The 11,713-nt window shown below is 58.7% G+C and carries 11 protein-coding genes; 3 read left to right on the plus strand and 8 right to left on the minus strand.

Features of this window, described 5'->3' with window-relative positions; genetic code table 11:
- Positions 1–160: 160 nt before the first annotated feature.
- The 4 genes from arcC to ptcA form a co-directional block, all read right to left on the minus strand.
- Entirely contained in the window at positions 161–1,123 is a 963-nt protein-coding gene (gene arcC, locus E7002_RS01865; protein ID WP_303727225.1) for a carbamate kinase, read from the minus strand.
- 4 nt (positions 1,124–1,127) lie between these two features.
- Entirely contained in the window at positions 1,128–2,291 is a 1,164-nt protein-coding gene (gene aguA, locus E7002_RS01870) for an agmatine deiminase (protein WP_303727226.1), read from the minus strand.
- A 95-nt stretch (positions 2,292–2,386) separates the two neighbouring features.
- The gene (locus tag E7002_RS01875; RefSeq protein WP_303727227.1) at positions 2,387–3,841 is read right to left on the minus strand and encodes an APC family permease; all 1,455 of its coding nucleotides are present in this window, start codon (positions 3,839–3,841) and stop codon (positions 2,387–2,389) included.
- Positions 3,842–3,900: 59 nt separating this feature from the next.
- A complete protein-coding gene (ptcA, locus tag E7002_RS01880) occupies positions 3,901–4,953 on the minus strand; it encodes a putrescine carbamoyltransferase (RefSeq protein WP_303727228.1) in 1,053 nt (350 codons plus the stop codon).
- Between the two features lie 296 nt (positions 4,954–5,249).
- Here ptcA and E7002_RS01885 point away from each other — a divergent pair, with 296 nt between their 5' ends.
- On the plus strand, positions 5,250–6,212 hold the full coding sequence (locus E7002_RS01885; RefSeq protein ID WP_303727229.1) for a LuxR C-terminal-related transcriptional regulator: 963 nt from the start codon (positions 5,250–5,252) through the stop codon (positions 6,210–6,212).
- A gap of 158 nt (positions 6,213–6,370) precedes the next feature.
- Here E7002_RS01885 and E7002_RS01890 read toward each other — a convergent pair whose 3' ends face one another.
- The 3 genes from E7002_RS01890 to E7002_RS01900 all read right to left on the minus strand — a co-directional run bounded on the left by E7002_RS01890 (position 6,371) and on the right by E7002_RS01900 (position 9,502).
- Entirely contained in the window at positions 6,371–7,978 is a 1,608-nt protein-coding gene (locus tag E7002_RS01890) for an FAD-dependent oxidoreductase (protein WP_303727230.1), read from the minus strand.
- A gap of 119 nt (positions 7,979–8,097) precedes the next feature.
- Positions 8,098–8,955 carry a LysR family transcriptional regulator gene (locus E7002_RS01895; protein WP_303727231.1) on the minus strand — a complete coding sequence of 286 codons (858 nt, stop codon included), beginning with the start codon at positions 8,953–8,955 and terminating at the stop codon, positions 8,098–8,100.
- Between the two features lie 154 nt (positions 8,956–9,109).
- Entirely contained in the window at positions 9,110–9,502 is a 393-nt protein-coding gene (locus tag E7002_RS01900) for a pyridoxamine 5'-phosphate oxidase family protein (protein WP_303727232.1), read from the minus strand.
- Positions 9,503–9,623: 121 nt separating this feature from the next.
- Between E7002_RS01900 and E7002_RS01905 the strand changes: the two genes are divergently transcribed.
- Positions 9,624–9,965, plus strand: coding sequence for a helix-turn-helix domain-containing protein (locus E7002_RS01905; protein ID WP_303727233.1), 342 nt, complete (start codon positions 9,624–9,626; stop codon positions 9,963–9,965).
- A gap of 73 nt (positions 9,966–10,038) precedes the next feature.
- Here E7002_RS01905 and E7002_RS01910 read toward each other — a convergent pair whose 3' ends face one another.
- On the minus strand, positions 10,039–10,770 hold the full coding sequence (locus E7002_RS01910) for an ATP-binding protein (RefSeq protein WP_369692478.1): 732 nt from the start codon (positions 10,768–10,770) through the stop codon (positions 10,039–10,041).
- 156 nt (positions 10,771–10,926) lie between these two features.
- Between E7002_RS01910 and E7002_RS01915 the strand changes: the two genes are divergently transcribed.
- Positions 10,927–11,601 (plus strand): Crp/Fnr family transcriptional regulator, encoded by a 675-nt coding sequence (locus tag E7002_RS01915; RefSeq protein WP_303727235.1) that lies wholly within the window; start codon positions 10,927–10,929, stop codon positions 11,599–11,601.
- Positions 11,602–11,713 lie beyond the last annotated feature (112 nt).

Raw genomic sequence — 11,713 nt, forward strand, 5'->3', positions numbered from 1 at the left:
CCGAGTGCGTAGAACCTAGGGCATGCGCAAATCCATACGCCGAAACCACGCGCGCACCGCGGGCCGCAACCACGCGCTCATTGCGCGCATTGCAGGCTAAAACGCAAAGCGGGCAGGCCATACGACCTGCCCGCTTCTTACTTTCTAGCGACTGAACGCATTACAGGTGAATGCGCGTACCGCTCTTCCCCGCCATGGCATCGCCTGCCTTGTCAAGGCTGCCGATGATGCACACGCGGCCGGGGCGGCTCTTCGCGAAGCGAATGCCCGCGCGAACCTTCGGCTCCATGGAGCCCTTGCCAAACTGCCCCTCTTCCAGGTAACGCTCGGCTTCTTCCACGGAGATATCCTCCAGGTCCACCTGGTCGGGCTTGCCGAAGTTGATGGCCACATGGTCGACCGCGGTGAGCAGAATGAGCACGTCGGCCTTGCAGTCCTCGGCCAGAAGCTCGCCGCCCAGGTCCTTGTCGATAACGGCCGCAACGCCACGGTAGGCGCCCTTGTCGTTGTAGTCGCGCACTACCGGAACGCCGCCACCACCCGTGCAGATGACGATGAAGTCGTTGTCGAGCAGATTCAGGATGGATTCCGCTTCCACGATCTTCTTCGGATCGGGGGAAGCCACCACGCGACGCCAACCGCGACCGGAGTCCTCCACGTACTTCTGCTCGGGATGCGCTGCCATTTCAGCCTTGGCCTGCTCCTCCGAAAGGAAGGCGCCGATGGGCTTCGTGGGGTTGGAAAACGCGGGATCATCGGGGTCGACTTCCGTCTGCGTAACCACAGACGCCACATGCCAGCGCTTGTACGCCTTGTGCAGCGCCACGCCCAGCGCCTGCTGCAGGTGGTAGCCAATGTAGCCCTGGCTCATGCCGCCGCATTCGGGCAAGTCGAGCATGGGAATCTTCTCGTCCACCTGATGGGCGTACGTGAAGGCCTTCTGGATCATGCCCACCTGCGGGCCATTGCCGTGGGTGATGATAATCTCGTTGCCCTGCGTGATGAGATTGAGCAACTCGGGCGCGGCGGCGCGCACGCGCTCGATTTGCTCTTCGGGCGTATCGCCCAGCGCATTGCCACCCAGCGCCACTACGACGCGCGTATCGTTATCGACGAAAGCCATAGACTTACCTACCTCCCGACGGTTGCTGCTGCGTGATGCAATGAATGTTACCACCGCCGTAGACAACCTGTTCGCTCTTCACTCCCACGGCCTTGTACACGCCTTCGCCCCATTCGGCATCGTAGATATCCTGCAGCGTGCGAACGGCCAGGTCATCGTTCTCGTCGCCATACTGGGGCACGATGACGCCGTGGTTGGTCACCAGGTAATTCATGTACGAGGCAATGAGCGGCTCGTCGGCAACGCGCGGCTCGGCATTCTCGTCAATGTCGATGGAATCGCATGCTTCCTGGGTCATGAATAGCGGCTTCACGGGCATGGGAAGCTTGTAGACCTTCAGCTTGCGACCCTTCGCATCCACGGCGTTCGAAAGCGTCTCGTATGCCGCATGGCATTCGTTGTAGAACGGGTAATCGGGGTCGTCGGTCCAGATGCACGCAACCACACCAGGCTTGATGAACGTGGCAACGTCGTCGATGTGGCCATTGGTCTCTTCGGGGTCGATGCCATCCTTCACCCAAATGACCTTCTCGCAGCCCAGATATGACTTCAGGTGGTCTTCCATATAGGCGCGCAGCTCCTCGCTCCAGGGCTCCAGGCCCGTAGCGCTTGCCGTGCGACCGGGGTCGAGCAAGCACATGTCGGTGGTGATGACGGTACCCTCGCCATCGACGGTGATGGAACCTCCCTCGAGGATCATCTCATCGGGGCGATACGTACGCGCACCTGCCAGCTCGGCCACCTTCACGGCAATCTGCTCGTCCTTGTCCCAGGGGAAGTACAGGCCGTTCTCGAAGCCGCCATACGCGTTGAAGTGCCAATGGTTCGCACGAACTTCGCCCGCATCGTTCACCACGAAGGTGGCGCAGGTGTCACGGAACCAGGCATCGTCGGTGGTCATTTCCACGACCTGGATGTTCTCGTCCTCTTCGAACACCGCCTTGGCGTTCGCATAGTCTACCTGGTTCACGCACATGGTCACCGGAGTGAACTCGGCAATGGCACGCGCCACGGCAGCATACTGACGCTGCGCGGGCTTGGCGCCAAACGACCACGTGTCGGTACGATGGGGCCAGCCCATCCACACGCGACTCTGGGGCTCGAACTCGCCGGGCATGCGGAAACCGTCGGCCTTCGGGGTGGATACAGATTCGGAAATAGTCTTCATAGTAAGACCTCTTTCATTCTTTGAGAGAAGGCGGGGCTAAAGGAGGAACGCCCCGCCTAGGCTGCGCGGGTAACCCGCGCCGGGTAAATGAACTGCTACGCGAGCTTCGCGGGATCGGCTTCGTCAGGATTGGCGAGCCACTTCTCGGAAAGCTCGGGGGTAAGCCCCTGGAACTCGCGCTCGCGCTTCTTGGCGCACACGACGCGCATGACCTCGCCAGCCACGATACCCACGACAACGCCAATGAGCGGGAACAGCTCCACGAAGCCAACCGTACCCTCGGCAATGGCGCCAAACGGCACGACCGTGGCGATGATAGCCAGAACCAACTCGATGGCGGGAACAACGCAGGCGATCTTCAGAAGAGCACCTTTGAAGGGCACGACATAGGTGCGCTCGCGGTTGGGGTCGACCTTACGCAGCTTCAGAAACGCCGGGAAGATGGGAATATAGGCCAGCAGCAGGAAGCACACGTTCATGCTGAAGATCGACCAGAACAGACCCGAGGAAATCTCCTCGATGGGAATGAGCTGGATGAGCAGAGCCAGCGTGGCAACCACGCCATTGACGATGGCGGCACCGGCGGGCATGCCCGTCTTCTTCGATTCGATGGCGAACACGGAGGGCATGTTGTTGTGCTTGGCACCGTATTCGGCAACGAAGTTCACGCCGAACGACCAGCTGGTCATGTTCGCAAACAGGGTTACCAGGAACACGAGCGAGATGACGATGAACAGCCAGGAGTTCTCGCCCACCATGGTCATGACGGCAACGATCATGCCGAAATCGGGATCGATTTCCTCGGCGGGAATGGCCGCGCCAATACCGAAGCTCGCGAACAGGTAGATGGCCGCGATGGCAATGCCGCCCAGGATAATGGCCTTCGGGATGTCGGTCTTGGGGTTCTTCATGTCGCTAGCGAACGTTGTAACTACCTCAAAACCCATGAAATTGAACAAGATAATGGACAGGTACTGAATCGAGTTAAAACTGGTCAGATCGGGCAGGAAAGTCTCGGCGGACATGTCGTTCGCGAAGCCGTACGTCAGCGCGAACCAAATGCCCATAACGCCCACGGTAACCGCAATAAGCACCTTCAGCACGGCACCGCCATTCAGGATCCATTCGGAGTCGCTTACTTTGAAGAACGACAGGAATACGACGACCCAGACGAACACAAGCTCGATGGCAAGCTTGCCTACCACGTCGAACTCCACCCCACAGCACATGGTGATGATGTCGGGAAACAATGTTCCCAAACTGGCCATCCACAGGGGGAAGTTGATCCAGTAGTACCAACTGACGCGCGCGCCCCACTTATCACCTAGGGCATTTCGCACCCAGTCGTACAGGCCACCGTCTCCCTCGTACGTAGTACCCAGCTCGGCGCAAATAAGGCCGTAAGGCAGGAGGAACGTGATGATCAGGAACACCCACCAGAAGAACTGCTGGTTGCCAATTGCCGACGCTGGCGCCGCCGCCTCGGCCACGAACACGACGCAGATTACGGTGAGAATAACGCTTGCAAACGAAAATTTCTTTTCAGCCATGATGGCTCCCCTTTTCTAGAATGCGGCGGGGACTACCCGCCGCATGGCAGGCATCGTTGCTAGGCGCGAGCGGTCTTGCCGAACTTGGCAAGGGCGGCGTCGATTTCCCGTGCGGCCTCTGCGGCCACCGCTTCGTTGACCGGGGACTGGGGGCAGAGCGCTGCAAGAATCGCGCGGATGGAATGCTTGCGGTTCTCGGCTTCCACCCAGCACAGGGAACGCTCGGGATCGTCCATGACCTCGTCGACAACTTCCTCGCCACGCGTGGCGGGCAGGCAGTGCATGAACTTCGAGTTCGGATTCGCGAAGTTCATCATGTCCATGGTCACCTGATACTTCGGGTAGAAGATGTCCATGTAGCTGGCGCCTTCAACCTCTTCGTCGTACAGGCCATACCACACGTCGGTATAAATGAAGTCGGCGCCCTTGATGCACTCGATGTCATCGGAGATGGTGATGGTACCGCCGGAAACCTCGCAGTTGGCCTTGCCGATAGCCAGCAGGTCAACCTTGTTCTCCACCTGCAGGCCGCCGTCGGTGATCTGATGGCCCTTCGGCCCGAACTGCACGAAGTCCATGCCCATCTTCGAAGCGATGAACATGAGCGACACGCACACCTGCGTCGCGTCGCCGATGAAGGCGAGCTTGCAGTCCTCGATCTTCTTACCCTCGGGCAGGTTCTCCATCATGGTGAGCAGGTCGCCCAGCTCCTGGGTGGGGTGGTTGTACTCGCTCATGCCGTTGATGACGGGAGCGGCGGAGTACTTGGCCAGGTTCACCACGTCCTTGTGGCGGTCGACGCGGGCCATCATGATGTCCACCAGGCTGCCCATGACGCGGGCGGTGTCCTCGATGGACTCATGGCCACCCAGCTGGATGGTACCGGGACCATAGAACTGCGCATGTCCGCCCAGGTCGGTCATGGCGGTCTCGAAGCTGATGCGGGTGCGGGTGGATACCTGCTGGAAGATCATGCCGAGCGTCTTGTTCTTCAGCAGCTGCGGATACGTGCCCGCTTCCTTGATGCTCTTCTTCATGGCCATGGCAAGATCGACCATGTCGAGTAGCTCTTCCTTGGTGAAGTCGTTGGTATCCAGATAATCCTTTACCATTTGTACTCCCTTTCTCATTCGAGTACCTGGCCCCCGCAGCGGCTCTCTCCCGCCGCTGCGAAGCGCATCGCATGGGACGATGCATGCCTCCTGAGCACAGATTCGAAAAGGGAGGGGGAATTGAAAAGAAATAATCGGGATTAATTTGGCGACAAAACGCCTATACCCAAATTAACCCAGCGCCTGAGCTGGGATTTCATTCGAATGGACAATCGCGACAAAGTTCGGTGGTTTAAACGCCCGCGCATGCGATAAACTCTCCCTCAATAGACTGCATCGTTTGGGGAGAATGCATCTTGAGCCTGGTTTTCTTCGTATACACGCTCACGCTTCTGGTGATTTGCGCGCTCACCGCTTCCGTATGCGTTTCCGCGCATCTAGTATGCCATCGCAAGGTGTTTCTGTACGCCGCCGGCATGTTCCTGTTCTACCTCTTCGACGTGTCGTTCATCTTCCAGGAAGAGTTCCTGTCGCAGAACCTCGTCTTCGACTCCACGCAGTACTACGCCATCAACTACCCCATCCTGAAGATGATCGTAGGCGGCGGGTTCCTGCAATGCCTCTGGCTCATCGTGTGCGACTATCTGGACGTGCATAACCGCACGTTGGAGTTCGGACCGCTGGTAGCGTTCTTCGTGGGCAGCCTCGCCGTTCTCTTCCTGCTGCCCGAAGGGCCCTGGCGCCAGTTCCTGTACTATTCCATGCGCCAGGCGTTCCTCATTTTCATTTCGCTATATGGCATCCATCGTCGCAGGCGCGCGAGCGACCCGGTGGAGATCATCCGCCTCGAGCGATTCAGAAAGCCCTTCATCGCCTGTTCCCTGCTGGTGCTCTGCATTCTGCTCGAAGACACCGTGGTCATCCTGCTACTCGACCCTGGCTTCGTTTCGTCGGATTTCCCGCTGTACCTTTCCGAGCGCAACTTCAGCGAGAATGTCATGCTCCTCGTACTTGCCTGGTTTTCCATACGCGGGTCCGCCCATACGCTGGCCATTCGATTCGAACGACCGCCCCAACGTGAGGACGTGCCTATCGAGCATCATATCGAAGAGCTGCTTCCCGTCTATTGCAGACGCTACGGCCTTTCCGAGCGCGAAGGCGAGGTGCTGCACCTCATCCTACTGGGCCGCGATAATCAGAACATCGCCAACGAGCTCACGCTGGCACTGGGCACCATCAAAGCGCACGTGCACAACATCCTGAAGAAGACGAACCAGGAAAACCGCGAGAACCTGAAGCGCGACTTCTGGAAGGGCTAGCTTCTGCCTTGCATGCACGCGCAAACGCGCCCACCGCTGCAGAGGTGGGCGCGTTTTCTTTGCTAACCGAATGGGAGGGAGGGTTCCCATTCGGCTATGACGCAGCGGCACGGTGCCGCGGTGCGCTATGCAGACAGTCAAGCAGGAGACGAGACGCTTTACGCCTGCTTGATGTACTCCGCCATATGCTGGGCGGCAATACGGCCGGAAGCCATGGACAGGCCCGAGCAGGAACCGCCGCAGTCATAGTACGGCGTGCAGAACAGGCTGCCGTTCTCGACGCCGCCAACATACAGGCCGGGAATCGGCTCGAGGTCAACATCGAGGACGCGACAATCATCGTCGGTGCGCGCACCGCCAAACGTGTTGAAGGCGCTCGGGTTGTACTCGAATGCGTAGTACACGCTGGAGCCATCTTCCACAGGCCACAGGAACTCTTCGCGCTTGTAGAACTCGGTATCGTCCTTGGCGGCAACCATGGCATCGTAGCTCTTCACCGTTTCGGGCAGGTCGGTCAGGCCCGCAGCCTTTGCCAGCTCGTCGATGGTCTCGCCTTCGTAGATCCAGCCTTCGTCCTTGCCCTTCTTCAGGTTGCTCTCCAGGTCGGGGATGGGGGCGTTGAACATGGTCATGGCAGACGTCCATACGGCAGGAGAGCCAATGGAAGCGTAGTAGCTCTGGGTTGCCATGGAGTTCACCACGTTGCCCGAGAAGATGGCGTAGTAGCGCTTCTGATGCAGCGTGGCCTCGCCACCACCGCTCATGGGCTGCTGAGCCAGCATGTACTCGTCCAGGAAGCGCTTACCAGAAGGATCGGTTACCAGACCGCCATAGAAGGCAAGCTGCATGAGGGGGTTGGCGTTGAACACGGAAAGCGTCGACTTCTTGTTCATGCCGTAGATGTCGTTCATGCCCAGGCCATGGATGCGATCTTCCATACCGCCCGCCTCGAGCACCATCTTCTGGCCGTCGCCCGTATTGTTCTTCGAACCCATGTTGGCGATTTCGACACCGCCGTAGATCTCGGTGAGCATTTCCTCGTTGGCCATGTAGCCACCCGTGCACACGAGCACGGCCTTGGCATTCACGTTGATGACCTTGCCCTTTTGCTCGCACTGCACGCCCTTGGCCACGCCGTCCTCCATGAGGATGTGCGTTGCGGGAGCGCCATACATGAACTCGACGCCCTCGCCCGTAAGGTACTGCTCGATGGGCTGGCCCTTATCGGGAGTCATGAAGCCATGCACGTCGGTAAAGCCAACGTTGTAGCGATCGCCCAAGATCTGCGTTTCGACGCCCATCTTCGTGAGGATGTCGATATCTTCCGCCAGCAACATGGTGCACTTGCGCAGCAGCTTGGCGTTCACCGTCCAATGAGCATAGGCGATCATGTGCTTGTACAGGTCGACGAGCGTGAACGTCTGGCCAATCGAACGTGTGCCCTCGGTTTCGACGGCGCACGTGCCGCTGATCTCGTTGAAGTTCGAGTCGGTTGCGTTACCCGACTTGGTAACGACCAGGATGTTCTTCACGCCCTGCTTTGCGGCCTCGTATGCGGCAAAGCAACCGCAGGCGCCAGAGCCCACGATAACGATATCGGCGTCGCGCGTTTCGTCAGCCGTCTTGATTTCGCTCGTTTCGGCGGAAGCCGCCTTATCGGCAGAGCCCTTGGATTGAGCGCACCCAGAAAGCGCACCCGCTCCCGCAATGCCGGCAAGCGCAAGGCCCGCACCCGTCAGAAAATTACGGCGTGAGATTTCAGCCATAGTTCCCTCTTTTCCCTCCGTGTTTCCAATATGGCCCTACCCTATTCCGCGGGCGACCATTCGTAAAATATCGGTTTTACGGGAATCGATAAGAAAGGCTTATAGACCGATGTAATGCGCTAGTTCAAGAACTCGAGAAATTTGGCGAGCGCAGGGTTGTCGTTGCTCGCAAGATACGCCCATCCCACGGCAAGGCTCGCACGATACCCCACGACATCCAGAATGCAGGAATCGGCTCCCAGCTCTTGCGCCACGTGCACGGGCATAGCCTCCACGCCCAAGCCCATGATCATGTCTGCCAGGGCGATGTCCTGGTCTTCGGCGCGCACGAGCGGCGTTTCCGGAGAGCCTTCCAGATACGGATACGTTTGATACACGAGAGCCTGGTTCTCGCAATCGGCGATGATGTGCGGAAAGGAAAGCAAATCGGAAGGAACGAGCCCCTTCGCGTTGGCAAGGGGATGATCGGCGCTCGCCACGATGCACAGCTCGTTCACCTCTACCGCGGCATAGGAAACCGCCTTCGCATCTTCGTTCACCGCAGTGACCATGATGTCGTAGGCGCCATCATGCAGCTCCTGAAGCTGCGTAAGGGAACGCGAACGAGCCAGGCGCAGCTCGACCTCGGGATAGCTGGCCATGAAACCGCGCAGGGCGTCGAAGTAGGCCGTCTGACCAGAATTGGCCACGCCCACCGTAAGCACGCCCGCAGAGCCCTCCGCGATGGCGCGCGCACGCTTGGCCGACTTGTCGAGCGCATCGATAACGCCCAGCGTATCGTGGTAGTACGCTCTGCCCGCCGCCGTTAGCTGGACGCCCTTCGTGGAGCGCACGAACAGCGGGAACCCAAGCTCATCTTCGAGCGCCTTGATCTGCTGGCTAATAGCCGGCTGCGCAACATGGCATTCCTCCGACGCACGCGTAAAGCTGAGCGTACGGGCCACCGACTTGAAGTACTCAAGCTGCGTCGTCCTCATATCATCCCTCCCCTTTTGGATAGATGATACTACGACCAGGACATCCGCTACGCAGGATGTCGCAACGACAAACCGCAAAAGCGCCCGCTTCCCATACCGGAAGCGGACGCCTAAGCATCATGTGCATGGGCCATGCGCTATATAAGCCGAAATCCTACAGCGCGTACTCGACGGGAGCATCGGTGAAGGAGCACACCGTAGCCGTTCCCTCTTCGAAACGGAAGACGGTCATGAGACCATCGTCAGCCGAGTACATGCTCGTCAGCGTAGGATTGGCCTCGAGCATGGCAACGCGAGCCTCGCGACGCTCGTCTTCCGCCACAACACCACGCAGACGAATCCACGTGCCCTCGACCATGCCGCTTACCGCAACATGCGGATTAGCCTTCATCTGCTTGTACACGTCCTTCTGATTGTTGGTGACGATGTACAGCTTGCCTTCGAACTCGCATACCGCGCCGAAGGGACGAACCTGGGGAACATCGCCGTCTACCGTAGCCAGGTAGAACGTTCCGCTTTTCGCCAAATAGTCGAGAGCTTTTTCCATGAGCATGCCTTTCGTATTCGCTCTTACCAGTTGCAGGGACCATTTAACAAGTGTAGTCTCGCCTAAGCAAGTACGATATTTTTTGATACCAGTATCATTTACGATACCTAGAAGGACAAACATGCAGCAGAACGAACTCTTTGGAAAGTGCCCGTACGTAACCTCCCAAAAGGTCCTCAGCGGAAAATGGTCGCTCTACATCCTCCACCTCTTGCAGGATGGACCCGTGCGCTTCAACGAACTGCAACGGCGCATGCCCGAAAGCATGACGCACACGACGCTCTCCCGTCAGCTCAAGACGCTCGTCAACGATGGCTTGGTCCTCCGCCGCGTCCATTCCGAAATACCGCCCAACGTGGAATACGAGCTCAGCGAGGTGGGCATGAAGTTCAAGAACGTGCTTTCCGCACTCGAAACCTGGGGAAACGAGTACATCGCCTACCTTTCGCAGAGCGAGAAGTAGGCATGGCGAAACACGAAAAGGGAGCCATCCCACGGGATGGCTCCCTTCGCAGTCAACACGATGAGTCGAAGCGTTATTCGAGTATGCGGCCATCCAGGGAAAACGTAACGACCCTCCAGGGAATGAACTTGCCGCTCGCCTTCAGAGCCTCAACGGCCGCATGTTCCAGACCACCGCAGCAAGGCACCTCCATGCGCGTTACGACAACGCTCTTGATGTCGTTGTTCGCGATGATCGCGGTCAGCTTTTCGGTGTAGTCCACCATGTCAAGCTTGGGACAACCGATAACGCATACGTGATTGCGAATGAAGTCCTGGTGAAACGCCGCATACGAATACGCGCAGCAATCCGCGGCGATAAGCAGGTTGGCCCCATCGAAATACGGCGCACGCGTAGGTACGAGCTTGATCTGCACGGGCCAGTTCGTCAGCTGCGATTCGCACGTCACCGCAGATGACGCAGGAGCGCTCGCAGCCGCCTGCGCGGACCGGTCGAACGTTCGCATAGCCGAACCGGGGCAGCCGCCACCTGCATGGCGATGAGCCGCCGCAGCAAACGCAGCCTGCTTCGCCTTGGAAGCTGCAACTGCCGCCTCGTCATACGCAGCGGCCTCGCGCTCCACGAACGAAATGGCGCCCATGGGACACTCGGGCAGGCAGTCGCCCAGACCATCGCAGAAGTCGTCGCGCACCAGGCGGGCCTTGCCGTTGATGATCTCGATGGCACCCTCATGGCAGGCATCCACGCAGATGCCGCAGCCATTGCATGCCTCTTCGTTGATTTCGATAATCTTTCGAATCACCATTGCTCCTCACTAATCGTCGTCTTCCTGCAGAGTATCTGCGCCCACCGAAAAAGTATGTTGCGATTACAACAATGAGCGGATATGATATCCCGCAACAAGCAATCTTCACGAACCTAGGGCCAAACGCCCCACCCCACCTACGAGAAGAGGACCCCCATGAACGAAACGTCAGCGCTCAAGCGCACCGAGCTCTTTGGAAGCACGAGCGAAGAGGACATCGATTCGATGCTAGGGTGCCTGGGGTCCCACGTGAAAACCTACCGAAGCGGCGAATACGTATTCCACATGGGCGACATGACGTCCGAAATCGGGCTCGTGCTAGAAGGCAGCGTCTACATCGAGAACGTGGACATATGGGGTGACGCGCGCGTTATGCGCACCTGCTCGACCGGCGAGCTGTTCTGCGAAGAACAGGCGGCCATACCCAACGAACCCCTTATGGTGGACGTCATCGCGCAGGAAGACTCACGCATCATGTTCCTCAATGCGAGCAAGGCGCTCTCCACCTGCCCTCACGCGTGTCCGCACCACCGCCATCTCTCGCTGAAGCTCACCACGATGATCGCTCGACGCAGCCTGGGGCTTTCCCAGCAGCTGTTCCACACCACCCCAAAGTCCATTCGCGGCAAGCTGCTCTCGTATCTTTCGCACGAGTCGGAACGCGCGGGAAGCAACGAGTTCGACATCCCATTCAACCGCCAGCAGCTCGCGAACTACCTGGGAGTCGACAGAAGCGCCATGTCGAACGAGATTTCGAAAATGCGCGACGACGGCATCCTGGAAACGAAGCGCAGCCATTTCGTGCTGCACAGCAACGCAAACGGGCGCTAAAGCGAGACGCGTTCGGCATCTTGTTCCTCGACGCATGGCGCATGCGTCATGCACCCAGCCCATGCGCATTCAGCACCAATGCCATGCGGAGATTTTCGAAGGCGCATCCACG

It is taken from the genome of Denitrobacterium detoxificans, from assembly GCF_015062615.1.
GTDB lineage: Bacteria > Actinomycetota > Coriobacteriia > Coriobacteriales > Eggerthellaceae > Denitrobacterium > Denitrobacterium detoxificans_A.

What these genes read in the sequence shown, in the direction of transcription:
- E7002_RS01875 (WP_303727227.1), bottom strand. Translation starts at nt 3,841, where the DNA reads ATGGCTGAAAAGAAATTTTCGTTTGCAAGCGTTATTCTCACCGTAATC.
- E7002_RS01910 (WP_369692478.1), bottom strand. Translation starts at nt 10,770, where the DNA reads ATGGTGATTCGAAAGATTATCGAAATCAACGAAGAGGCATGCAATGGC.
- E7002_RS01900 (WP_303727232.1), bottom strand. Translation starts at nt 9,502, where the DNA reads ATGGAAAAAGCTCTCGACTATTTGGCGAAAAGCGGAACGTTCTACCTG.
- E7002_RS01905 (WP_303727233.1), top strand. Translation starts at nt 9,624, where the DNA reads ATGCAGCAGAACGAACTCTTTGGAAAGTGCCCGTACGTAACCTCCCAA.
- E7002_RS01915 (WP_303727235.1), top strand. Translation starts at nt 10,927, where the DNA reads ATGAACGAAACGTCAGCGCTCAAGCGCACCGAGCTCTTTGGAAGCACG.
- ptcA (WP_303727228.1), bottom strand. Translation starts at nt 4,953, where the DNA reads ATGGTAAAGGATTATCTGGATACCAACGACTTCACCAAGGAAGAGCTA.
- E7002_RS01890 (WP_303727230.1), bottom strand. Translation starts at nt 7,978, where the DNA reads ATGGCTGAAATCTCACGCCGTAATTTTCTGACGGGTGCGGGCCTTGCG.
- E7002_RS01895 (WP_303727231.1), bottom strand. Translation starts at nt 8,955, where the DNA reads ATGAGGACGACGCAGCTTGAGTACTTCAAGTCGGTGGCCCGTACGCTC.
- aguA (WP_303727226.1), bottom strand. Translation starts at nt 2,291, where the DNA reads ATGAAGACTATTTCCGAATCTGTATCCACCCCGAAGGCCGACGGTTTC.
- arcC (WP_303727225.1), bottom strand. Translation starts at nt 1,123, where the DNA reads ATGGCTTTCGTCGATAACGATACGCGCGTCGTAGTGGCGCTGGGTGGC.